The organism is Rhizobium sp. NXC24, from assembly GCF_002944315.1.
In the GTDB taxonomy this organism is placed as follows: Bacteria; Pseudomonadota; Alphaproteobacteria; order Rhizobiales; family Rhizobiaceae; genus Rhizobium.
In genome coordinates this window covers 2,733,275-2,759,536 of record NZ_CP024311.1, presented here as the reverse complement: position 1 = coordinate 2,759,536, position 26,262 = coordinate 2,733,275, and the positions used below count along the sequence as shown (strand labels likewise).

Annotated in this window: 27 protein-coding genes; 10 read left to right on the top strand and 17 right to left on the bottom strand. The window is 61.0% G+C overall.

Annotation, left to right across the window (positions count from 1 at the left end; all coding sequences use genetic code 11):
- The first annotated feature begins 31 nt into the window (after positions 1 to 31).
- The 3 genes from leuA to NXC24_RS13610 all read left to right on the top strand — a co-directional run bounded on the left by leuA (position 32) and on the right by NXC24_RS13610 (position 3,274).
- Positions 32 to 1,744, top strand: coding sequence for a 2-isopropylmalate synthase (leuA, locus tag NXC24_RS13620; protein WP_104823779.1), 1,713 nt, complete (start codon positions 32 to 34; stop codon positions 1,742 to 1,744).
- 304 nt (positions 1,745 to 2,048) lie between these two features.
- The gene (locus NXC24_RS13615) at positions 2,049 to 2,765 is read left to right on the top strand and encodes a nitroreductase (protein WP_104823778.1); all 717 of its coding nucleotides are present in this window, start codon (positions 2,049 to 2,051) and stop codon (positions 2,763 to 2,765) included.
- A gap of 104 nt (positions 2,766 to 2,869) precedes the next feature.
- A complete protein-coding gene (locus NXC24_RS13610; protein ID WP_199773578.1) occupies positions 2,870 to 3,274 on the top strand; it encodes a cupin domain-containing protein in 405 nt (134 codons plus the stop codon).
- Between the two features lie 143 nt (positions 3,275 to 3,417).
- Here the strand turns inward: NXC24_RS13610 and NXC24_RS13605 are convergent, their stop codons facing one another.
- Positions 3,418 to 5,250: an ABC transporter ATP-binding protein gene (locus tag NXC24_RS13605; protein ID WP_104823777.1), complete on the bottom strand. Its 1,833-nt coding sequence runs from the start codon at positions 5,248 to 5,250 to the stop codon at positions 3,418 to 3,420.
- A 309-nt stretch (positions 5,251 to 5,559) separates the two neighbouring features.
- Between NXC24_RS13605 and NXC24_RS13600 the strand changes: the two genes are divergently transcribed.
- On the top strand, positions 5,560 to 5,964 hold the full coding sequence (locus NXC24_RS13600; protein ID WP_104823776.1) for a hypothetical protein: 405 nt from the start codon (positions 5,560 to 5,562) through the stop codon (positions 5,962 to 5,964).
- 51 nt (positions 5,965 to 6,015) lie between these two features.
- On the opposite strand, the gene NXC24_RS13595 is transcribed toward NXC24_RS13600, so the two are convergent.
- The 5 genes from NXC24_RS13595 to NXC24_RS13575 form a co-directional block, all read right to left on the bottom strand.
- Positions 6,016 to 6,219 (bottom strand): hypothetical protein, encoded by a 204-nt coding sequence (locus NXC24_RS13595; RefSeq protein ID WP_104823775.1) that lies wholly within the window; start codon positions 6,217 to 6,219, stop codon positions 6,016 to 6,018.
- A gap of 107 nt (positions 6,220 to 6,326) precedes the next feature.
- Positions 6,327 to 7,145 carry an anti-sigma factor gene (locus tag NXC24_RS13590; RefSeq protein WP_104823774.1) on the bottom strand — a complete coding sequence of 273 codons (819 nt, stop codon included), beginning with the start codon at positions 7,143 to 7,145 and terminating at the stop codon, positions 6,327 to 6,329.
- A 20-nt stretch (positions 7,146 to 7,165) separates the two neighbouring features.
- A complete protein-coding gene (locus NXC24_RS13585; RefSeq protein ID WP_104823773.1) occupies positions 7,166 to 7,681 on the bottom strand; it encodes an RNA polymerase sigma factor in 516 nt (171 codons plus the stop codon).
- Between the two features lie 209 nt (positions 7,682 to 7,890).
- Positions 7,891 to 8,439, bottom strand: coding sequence for a hypothetical protein (locus NXC24_RS13580; RefSeq protein ID WP_245463987.1), 549 nt, complete (start codon positions 8,437 to 8,439; stop codon positions 7,891 to 7,893).
- Positions 8,440 to 8,554: 115 nt separating this feature from the next.
- Positions 8,555 to 9,472: a metallophosphoesterase gene (locus NXC24_RS13575; RefSeq protein ID WP_245463868.1), complete on the bottom strand. Its 918-nt coding sequence runs from the start codon at positions 9,470 to 9,472 to the stop codon at positions 8,555 to 8,557.
- Between the two features lie 68 nt (positions 9,473 to 9,540).
- Between NXC24_RS13575 and NXC24_RS13570 the strand changes: the two genes are divergently transcribed.
- Positions 9,541 to 10,032, top strand: a complete 492-nt coding sequence (locus tag NXC24_RS13570; RefSeq protein WP_104823771.1) for an NUDIX domain-containing protein — start codon at positions 9,541 to 9,543, stop codon at positions 10,030 to 10,032.
- A gap of 7 nt (positions 10,033 to 10,039) precedes the next feature.
- Here NXC24_RS13570 and NXC24_RS13565 read toward each other — a convergent pair whose 3' ends face one another.
- Positions 10,040 to 11,029: a glutathione S-transferase family protein gene (locus NXC24_RS13565; RefSeq protein WP_104823770.1), complete on the bottom strand. Its 990-nt coding sequence runs from the start codon at positions 11,027 to 11,029 to the stop codon at positions 10,040 to 10,042.
- Between the two features lie 330 nt (positions 11,030 to 11,359).
- Here NXC24_RS13565 and NXC24_RS13560 point away from each other — a divergent pair, with 330 nt between their 5' ends.
- Complete coding sequence (locus tag NXC24_RS13560) at positions 11,360 to 11,932, top strand: N-acetyltransferase (protein ID WP_104825158.1); 573 nt, start codon at positions 11,360 to 11,362, stop codon at positions 11,930 to 11,932.
- A gap of 36 nt (positions 11,933 to 11,968) precedes the next feature.
- Here the strand turns inward: NXC24_RS13560 and NXC24_RS13555 are convergent, their stop codons facing one another.
- From NXC24_RS13555 to NXC24_RS13535, 5 genes are read right to left on the bottom strand one after another with little or no spacing between them, the layout of a single operon-like run.
- A complete protein-coding gene (locus tag NXC24_RS13555; RefSeq protein ID WP_104823769.1) occupies positions 11,969 to 12,394 on the bottom strand; it encodes a GNAT family N-acetyltransferase in 426 nt (141 codons plus the stop codon).
- A 6-nt stretch (positions 12,395 to 12,400) separates the two neighbouring features.
- Positions 12,401 to 14,473 carry a hypothetical protein gene (locus tag NXC24_RS13550; RefSeq protein WP_104823768.1) on the bottom strand — a complete coding sequence of 691 codons (2,073 nt, stop codon included), beginning with the start codon at positions 14,471 to 14,473 and terminating at the stop codon, positions 12,401 to 12,403.
- 1 nt (position 14,474) lies between these two features.
- Entirely contained in the window at positions 14,475 to 17,300 is a 2,826-nt protein-coding gene (locus NXC24_RS13545) for a DUF4159 domain-containing protein (protein WP_104823767.1), read from the bottom strand.
- Positions 17,297 to 18,217: a DUF58 domain-containing protein gene (locus NXC24_RS13540; RefSeq protein ID WP_104823766.1), complete on the bottom strand. Its 921-nt coding sequence runs from the start codon at positions 18,215 to 18,217 to the stop codon at positions 17,297 to 17,299. Before NXC24_RS13540 ends, NXC24_RS13545 begins: the two co-directional genes overlap by 4 nt.
- Before the next feature lie 26 nt (positions 18,218 to 18,243).
- Positions 18,244 to 19,257 carry a MoxR family ATPase gene (locus NXC24_RS13535; RefSeq protein ID WP_104823765.1) on the bottom strand — a complete coding sequence of 338 codons (1,014 nt, stop codon included), beginning with the start codon at positions 19,255 to 19,257 and terminating at the stop codon, positions 18,244 to 18,246.
- A 168-nt stretch (positions 19,258 to 19,425) separates the two neighbouring features.
- Between NXC24_RS13535 and NXC24_RS13530 the strand changes: the two genes are divergently transcribed.
- From NXC24_RS13530 to NXC24_RS13520, 3 genes are read left to right on the top strand one after another with little or no spacing between them, the layout of a single operon-like run.
- Positions 19,426 to 20,049 carry a DUF1285 domain-containing protein gene (locus NXC24_RS13530; RefSeq protein WP_104823764.1) on the top strand — a complete coding sequence of 208 codons (624 nt, stop codon included), beginning with the start codon at positions 19,426 to 19,428 and terminating at the stop codon, positions 20,047 to 20,049.
- Positions 20,046 to 20,681 (top strand): CoA pyrophosphatase, encoded by a 636-nt coding sequence (locus NXC24_RS13525; RefSeq protein WP_104823763.1) that lies wholly within the window; start codon positions 20,046 to 20,048, stop codon positions 20,679 to 20,681. Before NXC24_RS13530 ends, NXC24_RS13525 begins: the two co-directional genes overlap by 4 nt.
- Positions 20,678 to 21,934, top strand: a complete 1,257-nt coding sequence (locus NXC24_RS13520; RefSeq protein ID WP_104823762.1) for a CCA tRNA nucleotidyltransferase — start codon at positions 20,678 to 20,680, stop codon at positions 21,932 to 21,934. The genes NXC24_RS13525 and NXC24_RS13520 overlap by 4 nt, the downstream gene beginning before the upstream one ends.
- A gap of 10 nt (positions 21,935 to 21,944) precedes the next feature.
- On the opposite strand, the gene NXC24_RS13515 is transcribed toward NXC24_RS13520, so the two are convergent.
- The 3 genes from NXC24_RS13515 to hemF form a co-directional block, all read right to left on the bottom strand.
- Positions 21,945 to 22,130, bottom strand: a complete 186-nt coding sequence (locus NXC24_RS13515; protein WP_104825157.1) for a DUF1059 domain-containing protein — start codon at positions 22,128 to 22,130, stop codon at positions 21,945 to 21,947.
- 136 nt (positions 22,131 to 22,266) lie between these two features.
- Positions 22,267 to 22,545: a hypothetical protein gene (locus NXC24_RS13510; protein WP_104823761.1), complete on the bottom strand. Its 279-nt coding sequence runs from the start codon at positions 22,543 to 22,545 to the stop codon at positions 22,267 to 22,269.
- Positions 22,546 to 22,634: 89 nt separating this feature from the next.
- Positions 22,635 to 23,546, bottom strand: a complete 912-nt coding sequence (hemF, locus tag NXC24_RS13505; protein WP_104823760.1) for an oxygen-dependent coproporphyrinogen oxidase — start codon at positions 23,544 to 23,546, stop codon at positions 22,635 to 22,637.
- 171 nt (positions 23,547 to 23,717) lie between these two features.
- On the opposite strand from hemF, the gene NXC24_RS13500 reads away from it, so the two are divergent.
- Positions 23,718 to 23,975, top strand: a complete 258-nt coding sequence (locus tag NXC24_RS13500) for a hypothetical protein (protein ID WP_104823759.1) — start codon at positions 23,718 to 23,720, stop codon at positions 23,973 to 23,975.
- Positions 23,976 to 23,977: 2 nt separating this feature from the next.
- Here NXC24_RS13500 and NXC24_RS13495 read toward each other — a convergent pair whose 3' ends face one another.
- Both NXC24_RS13495 and NXC24_RS13490 read right to left on the bottom strand, forming a co-directional pair.
- A complete protein-coding gene (locus NXC24_RS13495; RefSeq protein ID WP_104823758.1) occupies positions 23,978 to 24,388 on the bottom strand; it encodes a VOC family protein in 411 nt (136 codons plus the stop codon).
- 158 nt (positions 24,389 to 24,546) lie between these two features.
- Positions 24,547 to 26,190, bottom strand: a complete 1,644-nt coding sequence (locus tag NXC24_RS13490) for a Na/Pi cotransporter family protein (RefSeq protein ID WP_104823757.1) — start codon at positions 26,188 to 26,190, stop codon at positions 24,547 to 24,549.
- Between the last annotated feature and the right edge of the window lie 72 nt (positions 26,191 to 26,262).

Below are 26,262 nucleotides of genomic sequence, written 5' to 3'. Positions count from 1 at the left end.
GGGCAAATGACGGGAAAGGAAGAGACGAAACATGGACGCGAACAGCCATTCCCCCAAAGGCATGCCCGAGGCAGCGGTGAAATACCGCGCTTACCCGCAGATCAATATTCCCGATCGAACCTGGCCTTCGAAAACCATCACCAAGGCGCCGATCTGGTGCTCCGTCGATTTGCGCGATGGCAACCAGGCGCTGGTCGACCCGATGGGCCACGACCGCAAGGCGCGCATGTTCCATCTGTTGCTGGAGATGGGATTCAAGGAAATCGAGATCGGTTTCCCGTCGGCATCGCAGACCGATTTTGATTTCGCCCGCTGGTGCATCGAGCACGGCAATGTGCCGGCCGACGTGTCGCTGCAGGTTCTCGTGCAGTGCCGCCCTGAGCTGATCACCCGCACCTTCGAGGCCCTCGAAGGCGCGAACAAGCCGATCGTGCATTTCTACAATTCCACCAGCGAATTGCAGCGCCGCGTGGTGTTCGCCAAGGATGTGAAGGGCATCAAGGAGATCGCGGTCGATGCGGCCAAGATGATCACCGACATGGCGGCCAAAGCGGGCGGGGGCTATCGCTTCGAATATTCACCGGAAAGCTTTACCGGCACCGAACTGGAAGTGGCGCTGGAAATCTGCAACGCCGTCATCGAGGTGGTGAAGCCGACGCCGGACAACAAACTGATTATCAACCTGCCGTCGACCGTCGAAATGGCAACACCGAACATCTATGCCGACCAGATCGAGTGGATGTGCCGCAATCTCGACAACCGCGAAAATCTGATCATCTCGTTGCATCCGCACAATGACCGCGGCACCGGTATTGCCGCTGCCGAACTGGCCCTGATGGCCGGCGCCGACCGTGTTGAAGGTACGCTGTTCGGCAATGGCGAGCGCACCGGCAATGTCGATGTCGTCACCATGGCGCTGAACATGTTCACGCAGGGCGTCGATCCCGAGCTCGATTGCTCGAACATCGAGCGCATGAAGGAAGTCTTCGAATATTCCAATCAGATGGCGATCAGCGAGCGTCACCCTTATGTCGGCGAGCTGGTCTACACCGCCTTTTCCGGCTCGCACCAGGATGCGATCAACAAGGGCATGAAGGCGGCGAAGGTCGCCAACCATCCGGTTTGGGAAGTGCCGTATCTGCCGATTGATCCGCAGGATGTCGGCCGTACCTACGAGGCGATTATCCGCATCAACTCGCAGTCGGGCAAGGGCGGCATCGCCTATATCCTGCAACAGGATTACGGGCTCAACCTGCCGCGCAATCTGCAGGTGGAATATCGCGAGGAGATCCAGCGCATCACCGATGAAGAGGGCAAGGAGCTGCCGTCGAGGCGCATCTACGATCACTTCATCGAACGTTACGTGACGCAGTCCGACGCTCGCATCCGCTTCGTCGATCACCACACCTTCGCCGATCCCGCGCATAAGGGCGAGCGTATCGTCGCGGCGGAGATCACCGACAATGGCGAGGTGAAGCGCATCGAAGGCCGCGGCAACGGCCCGATCGACGGCTTCATCAATGCCCTCTCGATCTATCTCGGCATTCCGATGTCGGTCGAGGATTATTCCGAGCATTCGCTGCAGCACGGCTCCAATGCCGCGGCAATCTCCTATGTCGAGACCTCCTATCCCGGCGGCAAGCTCTTCGGTGCAGGGATCAATACCAACATCGTCGCCGCTTCTCTCGAGGCGATCGTCTCGGCGGCGAACCGCGTGCTCGATATTCAGGCGAAAAAGGGCTGACTTTCAGCCGTTAGTAAGCGCCGTGAAGACAAAATCCCCTCGATATGGTCGAGGGGATTTTTTGTTTTGTCGTTCAGCGGGCTGGCCGCTGCAAACGCCGAGCTGGCCGCTATCCAGGCGCGCGCCCGAACCTAGCCACTGAGTACGAAATAGTCAGAGCGTCGATAGGACTTAGCCTAGCCATTGGTATGGCTTCGTCTAACCAAATGCAGTGCGCGGACAAACACTGCGCAGAATTGGCCGGCTCATCTCGAATTGGTACCTCTTGGTTATTGGGAACCTGACAACTAGAAGGTGAACGATCATGGACGTATATGAGGCGGTCAAGAGTCGACGGGCGGTGCGCAAGTTCACCGACCGGGATATCCCGAAGGCGGTGCTGGAGCGTGTGCTGCTTGCCGCGGCTTGGGCCCCTTCCGGATCGAACATCCAGCCATGGAACACCTACGTAATGACCGGAGAGCCGCTTGCCGAGCTCAAGAAGCGCGCGGGGAAACGCGTGGCGGCAGGCGACCCCTGGGACGAGCGGGAATACGAAATGTACCCGCACACACTGAAGTCTCCGTACCGCGAGCGTCGCTCTGCCTTCGGCCATGAACGCTACCATGCGCTCGGCATTGCGGACGGCGACTGGGAGGCAAGTCAGAGAGCTGCTTCCGCAAATTGGAATTGTTTCGGCGCGCCCGCCGCCCTGTTCTGCTATATCGACCGCGACTTGGGTGTACCCCAATGGGCCGATGTCGGCATGTACCTTCAGACCGTCATGCTGCTGCTGCGCGGCGAGGGGTTGCACAGTTGCACCCAAATGGCGTGGTCGGTGTACCGCAAGACCGTCGCGGAGATCCTGTCACCGCGCGAAGGGCTCATCCTGTTCTGCGGCATGTCGATTGGGTACGAGGACGTCACTGAGCCTTACGCCCGCACCGGCCGGGCGCCGCTCGATGAAACCGTCACGTTCGTCGATTCGACTTCGCAACGATGGGCGCAAACAGTGCGAGACGATGCATTGCTGGGTGTATGAAACGATGCCCGCACTCTGCGAAGGCTTTTGCCCGAAGCATTCGAAGTCGAAACGAAATCATGCCAACGCGCATCTATGCTTCAACAACCAAGGGGATTACGACAATGAAGTCAATTTTTCTAGGACTATTTGTGTCGGCTACGGTTTGCCTCCTCGGCACGATGTCGGTTGCCGCTGACAACACTGCGCACGTCACATCGCTCATGAAAAAGGACCTTCCAAATTATCCTGGCAAGGAGGGGCTGATGATATCGGTCGAGTATGGGCCAGGAGGTTCCGATCCTATTCACAAACATGACGCAAATGCATTCGTCTATGTTCTGGAAGGCTCGATCGTGATGCAGGTCAAGGGGGAAAAAGAAGTCACCCTGTCGCCTGGCGAGACCTTCTATGAAGGTCCGTCCGACATTCACGTGGTCAGCCGCAACGCAAGCAAGACCAAACCCGCAAAATTCATCGTTGTGCTGCTCAAGAACAAGGATGCTCCGACTGTCATACCCGTGAAATGACATCGGGTACCAGAGAGAAGCTCCAATGCCACCTTATTGTGCTGAGGAGTTGGCGTGAGGCGACCATTGATGATGGTCGCCTTCGTATTCTGGGTGCCGGACGGAGGCTACGGTGCGTCGACCGGCTACCCGGCATGATCCAATTAGACATCGTCGCCGATGAAGCCGCCGGATTGGTGTGCCCACAATGCGGCATAGATGCCGTTTTGCGCGAGCAGATCGTCGTGGCTACCGTCTTCGACGATCCGCCCTTCATCGAGGACGACGATGCGATCCATGCGGGCGATGGTCGACAGGCGGTGGGCGATCGCGATGACAGTTTTGCCATCCATGACACCATAGAGCGTATCCTGGATGGCGGCCTCCACCTCCGAGTCGAGAGCCGACGTCGCCTCGTCGAGCACCAGGATCGGCGCGTCCTTCAGGATGGCGCGGGCAAGCGCGATGCGTTGCCTCTGTCCGCCCGATAGCTGGACGCCACGCTCGCCGACATGGGCGTCGTAGCCGGTGTGGCCTTCATGATCCCGGAGAGCTGCGATGAAGCCGCTTGCGGCTGCCTTGTCCGCCGCCGCTGCGATCGCGCTGTCGGAGAAGCGGGGGTCGCCATGGGTGATGTTGTCGCGAACCGGGCGGTGGAGCAGGGCAGCGTCCTGGGTCACCATGCCGATCTGTCTGCGCAGGCTCTCCTGGGCGATCCCGCGGATATTCTGTCCGTCGATCTCGATGGAGCCTGCTTCCGGATCGAAGAACCGCAGCAGCAGATTGACAAGTGTCGACTTGCCGGTGCCGGAGCGGCCAACAAGGCCGACCTTTTCGCCGGGTGCGATCTGCAGCGAAACGCCGTCCAGACCGCCATTGCCCTTGCCGTAATGATGCGTCACGGAGTTGAAGGTGATGGCGCCGCCGTTGACTATGAGCTGGCGGGCATCGGGTTCATCCGTAATGGCGAGCGGCTGTGCCACAGTCAGCAGCGATTGCCGCATAGCGCCGAGATGGCCGAACAGCGACGAGACGGCGTCGAGCATCCATTCCGCCATGCCGGTGATGCGGAAGCTCAAGGCGAGCGAAGCAGCAATCAGGCCGAGCGGCGCGCTGCCGGCCTGCCAAAGGATGACGGCATAGCCGACCAGGCCGACGATAAGAAAGCTGCCCAGGAACAGCATGCTCGAATTCACCATGACTTCGAGCTTTTGCACGCGCACAAACTTCCTGCGGGCAGCGGCGAAGCGCTCCCGCTCTTCACGGTCTTCTTCGGCCGCATTGGCAAAGAGCTTTATGACATCGATATTGGCGTAGGTATCGACCAGCATGCCCGTCAGGGAGGCATAGGCGCCTTGAAACTCCTCGGACGCCCGGCGGAGCCGCGGTATGACAAATGCCATCAGACCCAGGTAGCAGCAGATCCAGACGAGCAACGGCCAGATGAGACGCAGATCGATCGAAGCCATGAGCCATAGCGAGCCGGCGACATAGATCGTGACGAAGGATAGCGTGTGCAGCACCGCATAGGCTGCTCCGGTCGCGGAATTGCCGATGTCGCGCACCTGGCTGGCGATGCGTCCGGAAAAGTCCTGGCGGAACCAGCCGACGGATTGCCGCAGGACGTGGCGATGAGCCCGCCAGCGGAACAGGGTCTCAGCATTCGGCCGAAACGCGATGTCGTCGAGGCTTTCCCTGATATAGCCGGCGAGCGGCCGCCCGATCAGCACAAGGGCGGCGGCGGCCAGCAATTCGGCGCCGTGGGACGCCCAAAGTTGATCCGGGCGAGCGGCCGCGAGAATGTCCACGAGCTGGCTGGTATAGCCGATGAGCCAGATCTCGATCGCCGCACCGATGACGGTCAGGGCAAGGCTCATTCCCATGACGAAGCGGAACGGGCGCAGGTTGCTTTTAAGATACCGCCATGAATCCGACGGCGGGTTCAGATCATCATAATACTGGAATGGATCGACGAGCTTTTCAAAGCGACGAAACATGAGTGCCCTCCAGGGGCGGGAGACAACAATTTGATGGATGGGCCGAATAAGCAGCCCTTCACGGCACTGCTTTTCAGCGGTGGTTTCCTGTGCCGTGAGTTCTCATCAAACGCTCTCCTTTGAAGTCGCTTGGCGGTTCTATAACGCATGATGGTGCTGATGTCAGCAGAAATGGCGGAGAAATCCATACGGGCGCCTCTCCGTGAAACTCGCGAAGCAGTTGACCCGCTATTGTCCATTAAGCTGAATTTCGGGGAGGCTGAGTGACGTGATATTTTAGACGACCGGCAATCCTATCGGGGGGAAGTCATGCCACGTCTTGCCAATCTCTATTTCAAGACAGCCATCATCTTTCTGATCATCGGAATTGGAATAGGCCTGAAAATGGCAATCACCGAGGATCACAGCGTCATCGGCGCTCATGCGCATGCCAACCTTCTCGGCTGGGTGACCATGGCGCTCTTCGGCGGCTACCACGCACTGAACCCGCAAAAGGCGGAAAGACGGCTGGCGATGATCCAATATTACATCTACACGGCCGGCGTCGCAGTCCTTGTGCCGGCACTGTATCTCATGCTTCTCGGCAATATGGCGATGGAGCCGATCGTTGCAGCAGCGTCGATCGTGATCTTCATTGGCGTTCTGTTGTTCGCCTTCATCATCTTTTCAAGCGAGCAAGCCACCAGGACGATTTCGCCGGCGTCGTCTCGCTGATCTTGCGAACGAGAGACGGCAGGGGAAATCAGCACCGCCGTCTTTTTGCCATCAGGATTTTTGCCCGGAAAGCTCCTCGCGCCGCTTCAACAGGCGTTCGAGTTCTTCTTCCTGTTCGGCAATGCGCTCCGATGCGAGCTCCTCGTCCGCTGCGCCGGAATATGCGGCGGCCTGTTCGATCAACTCGCGAAGATTTTCTCTTATTGCCGCGATGCGCTCGTCAATCTCCGGGATGGTCAGCAGAATGTCGGACATGATCGATCTCCAGAATGCGCCCCATCGGACGAAGCCTCCGGGTACGATTGGCGGATGGATTGTATTCCCGGCTGAACGGAAGTCGCAAGCAGCGCCAGCGGATCAGCTCAAATTTCCGACGATACCCGGTCAGCGATCTGGTCGAGCATCGCGTCGGAGGAGGGGCTCACGACGGCATAAGCGGTACCGCTGCGATGCCAGGATACGATGCTCACGTCATCCTTGATGGTCTCGTCAAAATTGCCGTCGCCGGCGGCGCCTTCATCCTTCATGAAACAGATGGCGACGACATCGCCGTCGAGGTCTTTATAGATCAACTGGCCGACCGGTTTGCCGTTGGCAATGAACATGCGTGCGCCTTGGAAGACCAACCCGTCGGCGGCAAGATCCGGTATATTGAATTTCACGCCCACAGTGCCCGTCAGCCATTTGCTGATCTCGTCGACCTCGGTTGCCTGTACTTCGACGATATGGCGGGGTTGATGCGCATAGATGCGGTGATAGGCGGCGATATCGTCGAGCCATGTGCGGTTCGGCGCCGGTGAGGCCGGGGCCGCAGCGGGTGCGCCGGACGGCTGCATGCCGACGAGATAGCCGATGCCGCCGCCGACCACGAAGAGGATAAGGGCTGCGGCGAGCGCCTGGCGACCGGTCGGAGCAAGCTTCAGGGATGGCCGGGAAAGGCGAGGGGCGGGCTCACGCGCCTTCGGTGCCTGCGCGCTTTTGATGGAGCGTACCAGCGCCAGCGGCACCGGTTCCTTCAGCACCTCGTCAAAAGCCTTGCGGCCGACATCGGAACCGTGCTTCAGCTCATCGAAAATCCGCCGCGCTTCCGGATCGGAGGCTATGAGCCGTTCCAGCTCCTCCTTCTCCTCGCGACTCGTCTCGCCGTCCATAAAGGCGGACAGGCGAGTTTCGAGCGGCATTTTTTTCATATCCTGCAATGCTAAAACCTTCGCGGCGAGCGGCTGTGACCTTGAGTAGCGAGGCGAAGGCGGGCACCGGAAAGCCGGGACGCTACCGTCGACACGGAAATGCCAAGAATGTCGGCCGTCTGCTTGTAGCTATGCCCTTCGACATCGACGAGCAGGAAGACACTGGCAAGTCCTTCGGGCAAAGATGTGACCATCTGATGCGCTTCGCTTGCTTCGACCGGATTGGCGCGCATGCCCGGCGCTGCCAGTTCGCCTTGTTCCAGCGCGCCACCCTTGGTGGCAGACCGCAGCCGATGGCGTCGGGCCTCATCCACCCATTGATGGCGGGCCATGGTGTAGAGCCAGCTTTCGAGCCGGCCGTCATTGTTCCACAGATGGAATTTCGCAATGCCGCGTTGGCAAACGCTCTGCACGAGTTCGTCGGCGTCGGTCAGATCGCCGGCCAGTGTCAAGGCGAAGCGCCGGAGCTTCGGCAGAAGGCCGACCAGATCTCGTCTGATGTCGATGGCGGCTACCGGCGTAGGCATTGTCTTTCCACGGAGACGTTGGGGGTTGGAGAGCTGCAGGCGTCATCCGGCAAAAGACGGCTTTTCTTTCGAAAAAAGCTAACTGAGCCGAAGGATCGTTCTGTGTTGGTATGAACCATTTTCGTGCCGTTTCGCAAGTCTTCAAAAAGTGGTTGTGCGCTTCATCTCCACTTCTCACGCGATCTTGAGGAATGGAGTGCGCGCACCTCTCAATAGCTGATTTGACCATTCAGCGATTGCAGCAGCGAGCGATAGGCCCAGGTGTTCTCACCGCCGCGATCGCGGATTTCAACAAGTTGCACGCGCGCCGCCTGAACATCGCCCTGCTCGAGCAGCGCCTGGCCCATGTAGGAGCGCGCGAGGATGTAATTCTCATCGCGCTGCAGGGCCTTGCGATAATACGTCATGCCGAGCTCCATGCGGCCGGCCTTGCGGTTGGAATAACCGAGATAGTTGAGAATGCGGGGATCGTCCTGGTTCTTGGCAAGCTTCAGGACGGTGATGGCGTTGTCATACTGGCCGGCATAGGCGAACTCGCGTGCTGCCTGGAAAAGCTGATCGTCGTTAAAACCGCTTTTCTGCGGTTTCACGCATTCCTTTTTATCCTTGTCCCAGACTTTGCCATCCGTGCATTTGGTCGTGGTTTTGGTCTTCGGCGGCGGTGCTGTCTCGTCGCTCTCTGAGCCGGCGGCGAGGGCCTGCAGGCTGGCGCCAAACAGAAATCCCACGGCAAGCGCGGTCACGGCGGAACTCTTCATCGCTACACCAAAGCCCATCATATCCCTCCCGAAATTCGATGAGAGAATTGTAGCTCCGGATATTCGAAAACGCCACCGAAACGACAAAGTGGCATTCACAAAATGCCACAGATTATCACGCCAGGATATTGACGCCTTGGTCCTCTACATCGTCACCCCGGCCATTGAGACTGAAGCGCTCGGCCTTGAGCTCCCAGGCGCCAGGATGGCCATCAATGGTGAAGAGATTGTAGGCAGCGGCCGGCTTCAGCCCGCCGGGACCTTGCGAGGCCGATGCAATACCGACGACCGGCACCGGGCCGGTTTGCCCCCTCAGCCAATGCAGCGTGTTGAGATGCGTGTGGCCATGCAGGACCAGTTCGGCGCCGCCTGTCGAGACGACGGCGGCAAAACGGCGTATGCCGATCATGCGCTTATAGAAGCTGGTGGCGCCGCGGATCGGCGGGTGGTGGATCATCACCACGCGAAAAAGGCCGGCCTCGCCGGCGGCGCGCAGCATATTCACCGTTTCGCGCGCCTGCCGGGCCGAATAGAAGCCGCTGGCCGCAAAGGGAGGCGTTGCCACTGCCGTCGAGCAGCCGATCAACGCGACACGGTCGCGAATACGCAAATAGGGGAAAATGCGCCGGTCTTCCTGCCATTCGGCAGGCGCATGGTCGCCCTGGACATAAGGATACCAGGCGCGCATGGCCTTTTCGTAGGAGCCGGGCACATAGGCATCGTGGTTGCCGGGCACGACGGAGGTGAAGGCAGGATCACCAAGCGTCTTCAGCCATTCCGCGGCGGTGCGGATCTCGATGCCGCTGGCGAGATTGACGAGATCGCCGGTCACGGCAAGATGATCGGCCTGCTTCGACTTGATGTCCTCGAGCAGAAGATCGAGCGTCCCGCCAAAAAGATGCTTGCGCCGGTTCCGGTGCCAGTTCACAAATCCGGTAATGCGTTTGGAGGCCAGTTCTCTGATCGAAAGCCGTGGCAAGGGGCCCAGGTGAACGTCGGAAATATGCGCGAGCTTGAACATGAGATGAGACATAGCTCAGTCTATTGTCAAAACAAATACATCGGTTTTTCGGTGGTGGATCACAACGCCGGAGCCGGGGCATGAAGGACAGCAATGCTCCCGACGAAGCCCGCAATTGGCGGGCCAAGCTGTTCGGCAGAATGCTGCACAGCTATTTCGTGCTCACCCGCAGCATGACCATGGGCGTGCGTGCGGCCTGTTTCGACAGGGAGGGACGGATTTTCCTGGTGCGGCATTCCTATGTCGCCGGCTGGCACATGCCGGGCGGCGGTGTCGAGCGCCACGAGACAGTGGAGCAGGCGCTGGCGAAGGAATTGCGGGAAGAGGGCAATCTGGTGATATCGGGCCGGCCCCAGCTCTTCCACGTCTATTTCAACAACCACATCAGCAAGCGCGATCACGTCGTCTTCTACCGTGTAGAGGTCGAGCAGACCGTGCCGCGCAAGCCGAATCTCGAGATCGTCGAAAGCGGCTTCTTCTCGCTCGACGCCTTGCCGCCGGGGACGACCAAGGCAACCTATCGGCGGCTGAAGGAGCTGGAGGGCGACGCGCCGCCCTCGAACTATTGGTAGCCTTGCCTCAAGCTGCCTTTGCCAGCCGTTCGCGTGCATGCGGGCGGTCGAGATCGAGGTCGGGACCTACGGGGACGATTCCGGTGGGGTTGATCGCCCTGTGGCTGCGATAATAGTGGGTCTTGATGTGCGCAAGATTGGTCGTCTCGGCGACGCCGGGGACCTGGTAGAGGTCACGCAGATAGCCCGAGAGATTGCGATAATCCTCGATGCGGCGAATATTGCATTTGAAGTGGCCGACATAGACGGCGTCGAAGCGGGCGAGCGTGGTGAACAGCCGCCAGTCGGCCTCGGTCGGCCGGTCGCCGAAGAGGTAGCGGCTTCCTTCTAAGCGCTTGTCGAGCATGTCGAGGGTTTCGAACAGGCGTCGGACATTTTCCTCGTAGGCTTCCTGTGTGGTGGCGAAACCAGATTTGTAGACGCCGTTGTTGACCGTGTCGTAGACGATATCGTTCAAAGCATCGATGTCGCTGCGAAGATCCATCGGATAGAAATCACTCTTCGAGCCCGTCAATCCATCGAAGGCGCTGTTGAACATGCGGATGATTTCGGCGGATTCGTTGTTGACGATCGTGCCGGTCTGCTTATCCCAAAGGACGGGAACGGTAACACGGCCGGAATAATGCGGATCGGCCTTGACGTAGACTTCCCAGAGCGCCTTTGCGCCGAGGAGGTGATCGACAGTCCCACCATCCCGGCCTTTGAACTCCCAGCCGTTTTCCAGCATTAGCGGGTCGACGATGGAAACAGAGATCAGGTTTTCGAGCTTCTTCAGCTTGCGGAAGATCAAGGTGCGGTGCGCCCATGGGCAGGCGAGCGACACATAGAGATGATAGCGGCTCGCTTCGGCCTTGAAGCCGCCCGTGCCGCTCGGACCGGGCGCGCCATCTGCGGTGACCCAGTTGCGAAACTGCGAAGCTGCGCGCTTGAAATGACCCTTGGTTTCCTTGGTGTCGTACCAGATGTCATGCCAGACGCCGTCAACCAACATGCCCATTTACTCTATCCTTTCGGAGATCCTGTCGAAGAACTTGATCCGGAAGATACGGTATGGCCGCGGAATTTCGAGACGGCAAACGATGAACAGTGCGTTACAGACATGATGCGGAGAGTGCGAAGCGGCTTTCGGATAAGATCATGCGTCAATATCCAGGCGCTCGCATTTTGCATTGGACGAGGCGGGCATTTCCTGCTATCGGGCTTGTCACACTTTGAGGACCACTTGCCATGGAAGCAATCAGAAGCCTGCGACGACGCCGATGATCCCGAACGCTCGACAAGCGTTTTCGAGAACCATCCCGTATGTCCATCTGGTTTCTTTGGTCTAATGCACAAGCACGAACTGGTCTACCTCACTGAGGACGCGTCGCATGACGCTGTCATCGAACACATCAACGAAGAAGCATTCGGCCCCGGCCGGTTCACCCGCGCCGCAGCGCGGATTCGCGAGCAGGGGCCGCATGACCGCTCGCTCTCCTTCATCTGCGCCGATGACGGCGAGACGATCGCTTCCGTCCGGATGACGCCGGTGCTGGCCGGTTCGGTCAAGGGGCATCTGCTCGGACCGCTCGCCGTCCGGCCCTCGCACAAGAACCAGGGTATCGGCCGCGAACTCGTGCGGATCGCCGTCGAAGCCGCCAAACGCAAGGGGTCGGAAGCCGTGATCCTGGTGGGCGATCCGCCCTATTACGGTCCGCTCGGCTTCGAGAAGGTCGCTTACAATGCGCTCGCCTTTCCGGGGCCGGTCGATCCCAACCGGGTTCTCGTCGTGCCGATCGCCGCCGATACGCATGCGCGACTGGCGGGCACGATCGCCTGGCGTGAGGCGGATATCCCGGTTGCTGTCTCCGATGAGATGGATGACGACGAAGATTTGCCGCTGACGGCAATCGCGGTTTAAGCTTCTACAAAAACAAAGCCTACCGCCTCGTTTCCATCAGCGGGGCGATAGCTTTTTCTGCAAAAAGTAACGGCTGCGGCCGATAGGAAATTCCGGCAGTTCGCCGAAGATGGTGTAGCCCTGCCGCTGATAAGCCCGTAGCGCTTGCGGATTGAAGGTGTCGATCCAGGCGCCTTGGCACCCGCGGGCGATCGCCTCCGTCTCCGCTGCTTCCAGCAGCTTTCCCGCCATGCCTTGACCGCGCAGCGTTTCCGGCACGAACAGCCAGGCCGTGAACAGCCAGCCCCAGGCCGTATAGCCCGAGATGCCGCCTATGGTCTTGCCGCTTTCGTCGCGGATCAGGACGGCGAGCGCGCGGCGCCTGGAAGGGCCGACATCGGCGGCGTTGAAGGCCGTCAATCCTTCGCCGATTGCCGCAAGTTCGCTTTCTGACGGGGTATCGGTCACATCGAGTTGCGGCATCTATATTCACCGTCCTTCGCGCCACCACATGGCGGAGAAGGCGAAGAGGAGGGCGGAAAGACCAGCGAAGCCCGCAAAGAGCGGCAGGTTATTGACGCCCTTCAAGACGGTTTCATCGGTCATGCGGATGGTCAGGCGTTGGTTATCGGCGATGCGGACGGCGCCGCGCACCGGCAGAATCGGCGGCACCGTGACGCCGCCTCCGGTGCTCGCAACCCGGGCGACAAGCCCCTTGGTCTTTTCCGCCAAGGGCTTCAACGTTTCCGTGGTCGAGATCATCGCCTTGAATTCCGGCGCGTCGACAGCGCCGACATGCACCAGCGTGGAGAGATTGCCGCTGGTGATCTGATAGAGGCCGATTTCGTCCATGTGCTTCTGGGCCTGGTAAAGACCCGGCTGTGCCTGTTTCAACTGCAGGGTCTGCGTCTTGCCGGAGGGTGCTTTGACGGTGACGGGGCCGGGATCGTCGCCGATCGTCTGGCGGGTAACTTCCAGCGCGCGGCCGGCGGCGCTTGCCGTCAGGGCCTCCTCCTCCAGAGCCGGTTCTTTCAGCAGCCAATGGGCGATGCGGCGATAGAGCGACACATGCGGTCCGCCACCTTCGTAGCCGCGGGCCCAGAGCCAGCCTTCATCGGAGAGCAGCATGGCGACGCGGCCCTGGCCGACGCGGTTCAGAACCAGCAGCGGATGGTTATCGGCGCCGACCATCACGGTCTGGCCCTGCGGCTTCTCGACATCGACGCTGCGGAACCAGCGTCCCCAATGCGGCGGCTCGGTGTCCGATCCATCCAGACCGCGCGTGACCGGGTGCTTGCGGCCCTGTTCCGACAGGCGCGGATAGAAAGGCTTCTCGATCATCTGGCCGGTCGGCTCGGCCGGAAGCACGGAGGACAGCGGTGTGAGCGCGATCGAATTGCCGGCTGCGTGCTCGGGGCCGGCAGCAACCAGCAACGCGCCGCCGTTTTCGACATATTGGGCCATGTAGTCGTAATAGATCGTCGGCAGGACGTTGGGGCGGTCCTGGTAACGGTCGAAGATGATCAGGTCGAAAGAGGTGATCTTGTCGACGAAGAGTTCACGCGTCGGGAAAGCAATCAGCGACAACTCGTTGATCGGCGTGCCATCCTGCTTATCCGGCGGACGCAGAATGGTGAAATGGACGAGGTCGACGGAGGCATCCGACTTCAGAAGATTGCGCCAGGCGCGCTCGCCGGCATGCGGTTCGCCGGAGACGAGCAGCACGCGCATGTTCTGGCGGATGCCCTCGATCAGTTGAACGGTGCGGTTGTTGATGGGCGTCACTTCGCCCGGCACTTCGGCGACAGCGAATTCGAGCACGTTGTTACCGGCGCGCGGCACCTTGAAGCTAAAGGGCGTGTCCTGGCCGGGCGTCGCCTGCAGCGTGGCGATCTCGTCGCCGTTCATTCTCACGGTGACGGCCGCGGTGCCGCCGGGGCTCTTGCCATCATCGACGACACGCAGCACGAGCTGCTGCTCGTCGTTGACGATGCCGAAGCGAGGCGCGCGCACCACCTCTATGCGCCGATCGAACTCATCCGGCTTGCCGGTGATCAGCCCGTGGATCGGCGCGTCGAAGCCGAGTGCCTGATTGACGCCGGGGATATCGTGGATCTGACCGTCGGTCAGGAAAATAGCGCCGCCCACGCGTGCGGGTGGCACATCGGCGATTGCCGAGGAGAGCGCCGCGAAGAGCCGTGTTGAAGGTGACTCGGATTCGGCCGGTTCACGCACCTCGACAATACGAGGCTCGATGCGCGGGAATTGCGCCAGCCGGTCTTTCAGTGCCTCCAGAGCATCGTCGGTCATCTTGATGCGTTCCGGCGTTTCCTGGCTCGGACTGCGGTCCACGATGACGGGGACGATGGTGGAGAGCTGGTCGCGATCCTCCTGCATCAGCACGGGATTGGCAAGGGCGGCCAGCAAGGCGAATGCCGCCAGCGCACGGATCCAACTGCCGCGCATGCGCCGGTAGATCGCGAGTGCGGCGATGCCAAGCGTCAGCACCGCAAGGGCGGCGAGAACGGGCCAGGGCAGGAAAGGGGCGAAACCAATATTCATCTTACTGCCCCAACCGTTCCAAAATGTCCGGGATGTGCACCTGATCAGACTTATAGTTGCCGGTCAGCATGTACATCATGATGTTGACGCCGGTGCGGTAGGCATATTCGCGCTGTGTCTCGTCCGGCGGCACGGTCGGCAGCAATGGAATGCCGTTGTCGTCGGTCGCCCAGGCGCCGGCAAAGTCGTTGCCGGTGATCATGATCGGGGTCACTCCGTCCGAGGAGGAGACCGCATTGCCGTCGCCGCGCGTATCCTGCCGCGCCTCGATCCAGAGCGGGCTGTCGGCATAGCGGCCGGGAAAGCTGGACAGCAGATAGAAGGATTTGGTGAGCACGTGACCTGCGGGCACCGGCTCCAGCGCCGGAATGTCGAGATTGGCGAGGATCGCCTGCAGCCGCTGGCCATTCGGGCTCGGCGTCGTGTTGTCGCCCATCGTGTCGATGGCGTCGCGCGTGTCGAAAAGCACGGTGCCGCCATTGCGCATATAGGCGTCGATACGATTGATGGCATCGTTGGACGGCATCGGCGCGGTGGCGGAAATCGGCCAATAGATGATGGGATAGAAGGCGAGCTCGTCCTTGGCGAGATCCAGGCCGACAGGCGGTCCCGGCTCCAGAGTCGTGCGGTAGGTGAGGAAATCGGAGAGGCCGGCAAGTCCGCGCTCGGACGTATGATCGACGTCGGATTCGCCCGTGACGACATAGGCAAGATGGGTCTTGTCGAGCCGCGAATAGATGGTGTCGTCCCCGGGTTTGGAATCGTCGGCCCAGGAATTCGTCGGATGCAGGAAGGCGGCGGTCGAGATTGCCAGCAATAGGACTGCTGCACCGCCGGCGATCGTCTTCGGTGATTTCCGAAGGCGCGGGAAGGCACCGTTCATGAAGAGCACGATGAGGCTGTCAGCCAGAAGCACCAGGAAAGCGATGGTGAAGAGGATCGGCTTGGCCGACCAAGCCTCGCCGCCAATCAGCCCCTCACGCGCCACGGATACGCTCGGGCCGGAGGCATCCAGCGGCCGGAGTTCTGCGCCGTCGGGCAGGACGTTGAGCGCGGTAAAGCCTTCCTCCGAACCGTAGAGGCCGGGCGGGTTGTCGAAGTTGGCAGCGATTGCGCCTTTGTTGTTCGGATCGAGCGGGCGGGCGTTGCCGGTCTCGCTGGTCAGAACGCCCTTGGCGGTCAGCAGCCGGAATGGCGGCAGGGCTTCGCTGGTCTTCGGCGCGCTTTCGGTCGAGGTGACGCCGCCGGAGCGCGAAAGCTGCACGATGCGACGCAGCATCTCGACGAAATCGCCGGAGATCGGCAGATCGGACCATTGCGGTTCGGCGCTGACATGGAAGAGGACGACGCGGCCGGCCTGCATCTGCTTTTCGGTCACCAGCGGCGTACCGTCGGCGAGGCTAGCCCAGGTGCGTTCGGCAAGATCGGGTGTCGGCTCGGCCAGCACCTGCCGCTTGATGAGGACGTTGGTCGGCTTCGGCATGCCGGCGAAGGGGCCGAAGGAGGGGAAGTCGGCAAGCGGCTGCGGTTCGGCCCAGGAGAGTGCGCCGCCGAAGGTGCGTTCGCCCTGGCGCAACGTCACCGGCACCAGCGGGTCCTCGGCGGGAGCGGCGGCAAGGCGCGGTCCGGCGAAGCGCACCAGCGTGCCGCCATTCTGGATCCATCGCTGCAATGGCGCGTAGCTTTCCTGAGGCAGGCGGCCGACATCGGCCATGATCATGACGGAGGGATTGCCGGCAAGCAGCTCGGGGATCGATTTTGCCACATCCGCGCTGTTCGGCTGGATCAGATCGGCATAGGGCTGCAGGGCGCGCTGGATGTAATAAAGCGGCGACAGGATCGGCTGGAATTCGTCGGCGGCCTGCCCGGACAGAAGCGCCACGCGGCGGCGCTTGAAACCATCGTCGAGCAGATGCACAGCGCCGGCGCTTGCGTGGCGGTCGATACTAATACGGGCAAAATCGTTGCGCATTTCGAATGGGGCGGCGATGGTGCCTGTTGCGACCGTCTGGCCGCCGGCGAAATTCAGCGAACCGGCCGCGATCGGCCGTCCCTGATTGTCGAGTGCGCTGAGCCCCAGCCGGAGCGGGCTGCTGCCGTTCAGCCGCGTTGCGGTGATGGTCATATTGTCGGCGGCGTTGGTGGCGCCGGTGATGGCCAGCACTTCGCTGCCATCGCCTTCGATGAGGCGCAATTCGCTGGGCTCCAGGGCGGCGAGCTGGTTGACAATATCGTCCTTGTTCTTGCTTTCGGCGCCGTCGGAAAGGAAGGCGATCGTGCCCGGCTTGGTGCCGTTCAAAGCGGCTTTGATCGCCTGGGCGACGCGTTGGCGATCCGGCACCAGCGGCCTTGCATTGGCCGCGTGCAGCTTGTCACGGGCGGCGCCAGCAGCGCCGGGCGTCGTGTCGTTGCTCTTGTCTGCGGTGAAGGCGATGGAGACGGGGATGCCTTTGGCGTCGGCGTCGTCGATCAACGCGTCGGCCGTCTGCACACGGCGCTCCCAATCGGCAGCGCTCGCCCAGCTATTGTCGATGACCAATACCAACGGTCCGTCGCTCGACAGCGTATTGGTGCGCGGATTGAACATCGGATTGGCGATGGCGAGGATGACCAGAGTGGCAAGCACCATACGCAGCAGGGTCAACCACCAGGGGCTACGCGCCGGCGTTTCCTCGCGCTTCAGGATCGTTGCCAGAATACGCAGCGGCGGAAAGACTTCCGCTCTCGGATGCGGCGGCGTCAGGCGCAGCAGCCACCAGATCGCCGGAAGCAGGATCAAAGCGCCAAGGATAGCCGGGGAGGCAAAGGCAAAGGAGAGCGCGCTCATGGCTGCCCCCCAAGCGTCGCCTTGGCGGGCATGCCGGAGAGATACATATGCACGGCGACCAGCGCTTCCGATGTCAGTCGGTCGGTGCGGTGGCTGACGAAAGTCCAACCGAGATGGCGCAGTGATTGGCCGAGATTTTCGCGGCGAGCGAGATAGGCGCGCTGGTAATCTTCCCGCAGGTTTTCCGCCCGGCCCGCCACTAGCTTCGTGCCGTTTTCCGGGTCGGTGAATTCGGTGCGGCCGCTATAGGGGAAGACCTCTTCGGCCGGGTCGGCGACCTCGACCACATGGCCGCGCAATCCGCGGCGAGCCAGAGGCCCGATCCGGCCCATGACGGTGTCGGCATCGTCCAGAAAATCGCCGATCAGGACGATATCGCTCCAGCCACGGATCATGCTGGTCTGCGGCAGACCGCCTTCGAGCGGGGTGTGCATCAGGGCCGCTGCCAGGCGCTCGGCGGCGTTGCGGGTCGCAACCGGCTCCATGATGCCGGGGCAGCCGATGCGTTCGCCGGAACGGGAAAGAATTTCCGCCAGCGCCAGCATGAGGACGAGCGCACGGCCTTCCTTCGAGACATGGCCGTAGGTCGATTTATACATCATGGAAGGCGAGAGATCGGCCCAGAGCCAGATCGTGTGAGCGGCCTCCCATTCATGATCGCGGATATAGGTATGATCGTCGCGGGCCGAGCGGCGCCAGTCGATACGAGACAGGCTCTCGCCCTCGGTATAGGGGCGGAACTGCCAGAAATTTTCGCCGATGCCGCGCTTGCGCCGGCCATGCCAGCCGGCAATCACGGTATTGGCGATGCGCTTGGCTTCGACAAGGCAATCCGGCACGAGGGCAGCACGGCTGCGGGCTCGGGAGAGGGCATCATTGCCTGGGGTCGGGCTGACGATCTGTCCGATGGATGCCACGCGCTATACTCTCCTCGACACCCTGGTTACGATCTCGACCGCTTGACCAGGCCTGCAATCACATCCCGCACCGACATGCCTTCCGCACGGGCGGCGAAGGTCAGAGCCATGCGATGTTCCAGCACAGGCTCGGCCAGGGCATGCACGTCGTCGAGCGACGGCGCAAGCCGGCCTTCATACAGCGCGCGGGCGCGGGCGCAGAGCATCATTGCCTGGCCGGCGCGCGGGCCAGGGCCCCAGGCGACGTGCTTGTCAGTCGTTTCATTGCCTTGGCCGGGGCGCGCGGAACGCACCAGCGACAGGATGGCATCGACGACGCCGTCGCTGACCGGCATCTGGCGGATCAATTTCTGGATTTCCATCAAGCGCGTGGCATCGATCACGGCACGCGGCGTCGCTTCGCTGAGGCCGGTGGTTTCCAGCAGGATCTTGCGTTCGTCGGCAAGCTCCGGATAATCGACATCGACCTGCAGCAGGAAGCGGTCGAGCTGTGCTTCCGGCAGCGGATAGGTGCCTTCCTGCTCCAGCGGGTTCTGGGTTGCGAGAACGTGGAACGGCGCAGGCAAATCGTAACGCTGCCCGGCGATGGTGACATGATACTCCTGCATCGACTGCAGCAGCGCCGATTGCGTGCGCGGCGAAGCGCGATTGATCTCGTCAGCCATCAGCAATTGCGCGAAAACCGGGCCCTTGACGAAGCGGAAGGAGCGGCGGCCGGTCTCATCCTGGTCCATGACTTCCGAACCGAGAATATCCGATGGCATCAGGTCCGGCGTAAACTGGACGCGATTGGCGGCAAGGCCGAGAACGGCACCGAGCGTGGTCACCAGCTTGGTCTTGGCGAGGCCCGGCACGCCGACGAGCAGCGCATGGCCGCCGGCCAGCACGGCAAGCAGCGTATTCTCCACAACGCTCTCCTGGCCGAAGATGACCTTGGAGACTTCGGCACGGATGGAGGCGATATCTTTCAGCGCCTGTTCGGCGGATGCGATGATGGCCTGGTCGTCGAGGCTCGTTTCGGTCGATTTGATCATGCCCATTTGCATCTCCAACGGCAGAAAAACGGTACGCGCGATTCGCAGACCTTACACATTTGCCCCATAATCAATAGAACCTATCGTTATGAAGACGGCTGACAAGCGCGTTTCGAATGACTATCTCGTGAGAGAGGGCCGTATTCGTAACTAAGCACAAACCGGGACGGAAGAATGGCAACCGAGGAAATCAGAGGGGCGAGCGATGCGGCAAGTCTGGCTGCGCTGATTTCGCGCGCGGCCGGCGATGCCGGCGCACGCAAGAAGAGCCTGCCGCCCGTCGATCGCTGGGAGCCCCCGTTTTGCGGCGATATCGACATGGAAATCCGTGGCGACGGCACCTGGTTCTATATGGGAACGCCGATCGGCCGTGCACCGCTGGTCCGGCTGTTTTCAACAGTGTTGCGCAAGGATGCGGATGAAAAGACCTATCTCGTCACACCTGTGGAAAAGGTGGGTATCCGCGTCGTCGATGCGCCGTTCATCGCTGTCGAAATGAGCGTGACCGAGCGCGAAGGCAAGCGGGTACTGACATTCCGCACCAATGTCGGCGACGTTGTCGAGGCGGGCAGGGAACATCCAATCCGTTTCGTCATCCGTGGCGAGAACGACGAGTTGAAACCCTATCTTCACGTCCGCGGGCGGCTGGAGGCGCTGGTGACGCGCGCGGTGATGTATGATCTCGTCGAACTCGGCGAGACCGTTGTGATCGCCGGGCGCGAGATGTTCTGCGTGCGCTCGGGCGGTACGATCTTCCCGGTCATGCCGGTTGCCGAACTGGATGCCTTAACGCGATGAGCGAATTTCCGCTTTATTCCGCCGCCGAATTCCGCCGCCGCGCGCTCAATCAGAGCGGCGGTCCGGTCGAGCTTGCCTGGCGCGACCATGGCGACCACGCCCTCAATCCGGATACTACCTTGCAAGTCGAAGGCCTGAAGCTGCGCGACGCTGCGGTGTTGGTGCCCGTGGTGGACGATGGCGACGACGCCAGCGTCATCTTCACGCTGCGCACCTCGACATTGCGCAAACATTCCGGTCAGATCGCCTTTCCCGGTGGTACTATCGATCCGGAGGATGCGTCGCCGGAAATGGCGGCGGTTCGTGAGGCAGGTGAAGAGATCGGATTGGCGGACGTCTTCATCGAGCCCGTCGCCCGATTGCCGCATTATCTGGCTGCGACCGGTTTCCGCATCACGCCAATCCTCGCCGTGGTCAAGCCTGGCTTCGAACTGGCGCTCAATCCTACAGAGGTGGAGGACGCTTTCGAAGTCCCGCTCTCCTTCCTCATGAATCCCGGCCATCACGTGACCGACAGCATGGTCTGGCAGGGGATGGAGCGGCATTTCTATCGCATGCCCTATGGTCCGCGCATGATCTGGGGCATTACCGCCGGCATCGTCCGCACGCTTTACGAAAGGCTTTATTCATGACCTCCATTGCCGGCGAGGCCTGGTTCCAGGACGGAGCGCTGCAGCGGGTGCTGGCGTTGTTGAACGGCGATGGCGGCGAGGGGCGTGTCGTCGGTGGGGCAGTGCGCAACAGCCTGCTCGGGCTGCCTGTTGCCGATATCGATATCGCCACGACGCTGCTGCCCGAGGCTGTCGTCGGGAGGGCCGTTGCCGCCGGCATCAAGGCAGTGCCGACGGGCATCGCGCATGGGACGGTGACGCTGGTCGTCGATGGAAAGCCTTTCGAAACCACGACCTTGCGGCGCGATATTGAAACCGACGGCCGGCGTGCCCTGGTGGCATTCAGCGATGATTGGCAGGCCGATGCCGAGCGGCGCGATCTCACGATCAACGCGCTCTATGCTTCGGCCGATGGCGAAGTCGTCGATATGGTCGGCGGGCTCGCCGATCTGGAGCGCCGCAATATCCGCTTCATCGGTGATGCGGCGACGCGGATTGCCGAGGATCATTTGCGGATCCTGCGTTTCTTCCGCTTTTTCGCGCATTACGGCAGTGGAAGACCGGATGCGGGCGGACTTCGCGCCTGCGCGGCCGCGCGGTCGAAGATCGCGACGCTTTCTGCCGAGCGTGTCTGGTCGGAGATGAAAAAGCTGCTTGCAGCCAAGGATCCAGGCCGAGCGCTGCTCTGGATGCGGCAGGTCGGAGTTTTGACCGAGGTGCTGCCGGAGACCGAGAAGTGGGGCATCGACGCCATTCCCGCACTCGTCGCCACGGAACAGGCACTCGGCTGGGCGCTCGATCCGCTGCTGCGGTTGGCAGCCATCGTGCCGCCGGATGCCGCGCGGCTGGCAAAGCTTGGCGAACGACTGCGGCTGTCGAAGGCGGAAGCGGCCTATTTGCAGGACTGGGCGAATGCGCCCGGCATCAAGGACGATGTGTCCGAAGCGGCCTTCGATCGCCTGCTCTACCGCCACGATGCATCCGGCATTGCCACCCGGCTGAAGCTGGCGCTTGCAGTTGCACGGGGCAAGGCGGAAGGCGATTTCGGGGAGATGGCGCGCGCCGCACGGCTCGGCAAGTTGCTGGAGCGGACGGCCCGGTGGAAGAAGCCGGTCTTTCCGGTCAATGGCGGGGATGCGCTGGCCGCAGGCGTGAGCGCAGGGCCTCGGGTCGGCGAGATCCTGGGTAAACTTGAGCAACAATGGCTCGACGGCAATTTCGCCATGAACCGGGCGGCTCTTCTCGCCCGGCTCAAGGAATTGACCGAGTCCTGATGTCTGTTGATCAGGCGGCGCTCGCCTCGTCGCGAATGCGGGCCTTGATGTTGTCGACCATATTTTCGCGGATGATCGTCTCGCCATGGGCGTTGCGCATGTGCTCGACAGCGCGGCGAACCACTTCGGCATCGTCATTGGCGCGCGTGTGCCAGTCGCAGCCAGGTACAAGTGTACCACATTCGAACAGTCGCATATCTGCCTCCTGATATTTTGACGCCATGAAAGACTTCCAGCCGAACGGCGGCTTGAAGGTCAAAACGCAAAAGGTGGGGAAAGGTTTCGGACGTCCGGCAGGGCCTCCACCCTGCCGGACGATTACTTCCCGGATATCAATCCGGCATGGCCCAGGATTTGAAGCAATCCGAAGATTGATACTTCGGAACGGGCGCTTGCTTTGCTGGGCGGTCGGATACGATGCGTGCCACATCGCTCGGCGACTTGCCAGCCAACTGCATTCTGACCTGCTCGATGAAGCAGGAGAGTGGCAGATCCGACCCGCTTCTAACCCTCATGTCCTCAGCCAGCCGGACGACGAAATCCGGCGTATCGACTGTGCGCGAAAGCTTTTGTTCCTTCGCGGCTTCTGCCACTTGATTCTGTACTGCCATTACAACCTCCTCCGATTGAAACGAGCATTACCTAACCTCGGTACTCCTCCGAACTAATTCAAGATTTTTCTGATTTAGCATTTGCCATTCTATGGCCAGCGCACGACGGGTGGCAAGGACGATAAGATCGACTCCACGTTGCCTCCTGTCTTTAGCCCGAATATTGTACCCCTATCGTAAAGTAAATTGAACTCCACATAGCGCCCGCGACGAATTAATTGTTCGTCACGATCTTCTTCGGACCACACGTCATTGAAATTCGAGCGCACGATCCGTGGGTAGACCATGGAAAATGCGCGCCCGACATCCCGCGTGAAGGCGAAATCCGCGTCCCAACCGCCTGCCTCCTCCCCAGAGTGCAGCCAGTCAAAGAAAATGCCGCCGATGCCGCGCGGTTCATTGCGATGCTTCAAATAGAAGTAATCGTCGCACCAAGTCTTGTATCGCGGGTAGTCTGCAACCGTATGACGGTCGCAAACAATCTGCATGGCGCGATGGAAGAGGACGCTGTCGGGGTCTTCCTGTGTGCGCCGCCGGTTGAGCACGGGCGTCAGGTCGGCGCCGCCGCCAAACCAATGGCTGGTCGTCACCACCATGCGCGTGTTCATGTGCACGGTCGGTACGTTCGGGTTGACGGGGTGGGCGATCAGCGACAGGCCGGAGGCCCAGAAGCGCGGATCTTCCTCTGCACCCGGAATCTGGCTGCGGAAATCGGGCGAGAATTCGCCATAGACGGTGGACGTATGAATGCCGACCTTTTCGAAGACGCGGCCCTCCATGATCGACATACGTCCGCCGCCGCCTTCGCCGTTCTCTCTCAGCCAGTCCTTGGCGACGAAACGCCCCGGCTCCTGGTCCGAGAGGGGGCCGGCAAGCTCGTCCTCCAACTGTTCGAATTGCGCGCAGATCGTGTCCCGCAGGCTTTCAAACCAGCCCTTGGCCGCTTCTTTCTTCTCTTCGATATCTTCGGGTAGTCCCTTGGGAAGTTCGGGTCGTTCCATGCTGTTCTCCGGCGGGGCGGGCCGCCAGGAGCCCGCGATTCACGTAATGTCGATTCCCGGTCTGAATATCAGCATCATCGCATCGTCACCAGCGCACCGGGCTCGCCGGAGAATCGACTCGCAAATTGCCAAATGCGGTATTATCTTCCCTCTCAAAGGCGAGGTTTCACGATGAAAATACCCGGACCGCCGCCCCTTGACGGGTTGAGACGCAGGATTTCACGTTACCGGCAGGAAAAGCCTACCGGCGGAAAAGGTGATTTTGTCCGCGAGACTTTTTGTCTCAGTCGCCCGGAAGCGCGGGCCAAGGCCCGCGAGTGGTTCGATGAATTTCCGAAAGCCGCCTATTGGACCGAAGTCGAAAGCTGGCGGCAGGTGGAAGGCGATCGCATCGAATTCACCATGCGGCGCCTCCCGTCAGCCGATTGATATCAGGCAGTCGAACGCTGGCAATTGATCATCCACGGCACGCCGAACTTGTCGACCAGCATGCCGAAACGCTCCGCCCAGAAGGTTTCATCGATCGGCATGGTAACCGTGCCACCCTCCTGCAAAGCCGCAAACAGCTTCTCCGCTTCTTCCGGCCTGTCGATTTGAACGGAGACCGAGAAACCGTATTTCTTGCCGGTTTCACCTGGCCTGCCGTCCGAAGCCATCAAGACAGCGTCGCCGACCGTCAGCCGCGCATGCATGACTTTGTCGCGCCAGTGCTCCGGCGTTTGGCTCGCCACATTCGGATGGCTGTAGTCCATGACGGTGAGCTCGCCGCCAAGGCATCGATGGTAGAATTCGAGAGCTTGCCGGCAATCGCCGTCAAAGATCAGATAGGCATCCAGACGCATGACGTTTCCTCCATGTGTCATTTGCGAATGTTTTACAGCATAGGCTTCTAAAGTGGCGATAATGCAATGACGAGAAATTTTCTGTATTGTTGAACGAAATCAAAGCATAAGGGACGGATTTTTCTTCCGTTTTCGATCTTCGCGTTCGCCGCAACCGGCTACTGCGTATTTCGCAACCGGCTCTCGATCAGCAGCCCGCTCTCATCCAGGATCGGATGCGCTACCGAGACGATGTGGGCATTGATGCGCTTCAGGTCGCGCAGCATGTCGAGATGCAGCGAGCTGGTCTGCAGGCTGTCAACGCGGCCGTCGCGCAGGCGTTCGAGATGCCGCTCGGAGGATTGTTTCTCCAGCCGGCGGACGTCGACCTTCACCTCCATGAGCTGGCGGGCGAGGTTGAAATCGCGGGTGACGAAGATCGTCTGGGCGATACGCAGGTTATCGATCGTCAGGTTGAGGAGGCTCTGCAGCTCCTGATAGCCATCGCCAGAGAAGGTCAGGCCCTTGCCAATCTTCTTGGCAACCTGTTCGGCGAGACCCTTCTCGATGATGTCGCCGATATGTTCGAGGTTGATGGCATAGTCGATAATGACGATCGAGCGGCGGCCGTTTTCGTCGTCCAATCCCTCGCGCCCGAGCTTGGAGAGGTAGATCTTTACCTCTTGCTGGATCCGGTCGACGCGCTTCTCCAGAACCGCGATTTCCTTCAGCGGAGCAAGATCGTTGTTGTTGAGCGCGTTTTCCGTCCGGATCAGCATGCGCTCGATGAGGTCGCCGACACCCAGAACCTCGCGCGTTGCGCTGGCGAGCGCGATGACCGGCGTGTTCAGGGCGTGCTGATCGAGAAATTTCGGGCCGTCGTCGGCTCGCGGATCGTCGGCCACAATCCGCCGCATCATCTTCGACAAGAAGGACGAGAAAGGCCAGGCGCAGATCGCGAGGGCGATGTTGAAGAGCAGGTGAATGTCGACCGGTAGCTTGGCCGGCGAAAAATGCAGGGCCTGCATCCACGCGCCGATATAGCCAGCAAAGGGCAGGACGAGGAGGCAGCCGACGGTGCGCACGATCAGATTGCCGAGCGTCACCCGCCGCGCAGTGGCGGGACCGGAGAGGGTGGCCATGACCGGAGGGACCGCGCCGCCGAGATTGGCGCCGAGTACGAGCGCGACGGTCAGGGCCGGGGAGAGAATGCCGGTCGAAGCGAGAGACAGGATCAGCACGACCACGGCAAGACTAGACGACGAGAGGAAGGCGAGCACGGCCGAAAAGATCAATGCCACGGGCAGAGCGCCGTCCAGCAGGCCGATAAAGGCGCCAAGCGCCGGCGATTGCCGCATCGGTGCCGTGGCGAGGCTCAGCAATTGCAGCGACAGAAGCATCAAGCCGATGCCGATCAGTGCCGCACCCGCGCCCTGCTTGGTGGTGGACGAGCGGCGATAAAGCACGATGCCGATGAGAATGATCAGCGGCGACAGCCATTCGATGCCGGTCGCGACGATCCAGGCAGTCACCGCGGTACCGACATTGGCGCCGAGCAGCACGATCTGCGCCATGCTCGGCAAGACGAGTTCGCGCTCAACGAAAGAGGCAATCATCAGCGCCGTTGCGGTCGAGCTCTGCAGCGCGACCGTTGCCACGAAGCCGGCGGTGAAGGAACGAAGCCCGCCGCGCGTGCTGCTGGCAAGGCCGGTTCTGAGCTTGGCGCCAAAGGCGCGTGAAACACCATCCTTCACCTGTGCGAGGCCGAACAGCAGCAAAGCAACGGCCCCGAACAAATTGATCATCACGACGGTGGATTCCATTTCGCCTTTTTATGTCTTTCTCATGCCGTCATGTTTTCAATGATTGTCGGAAGTCGGACGGAAGCTACTGAA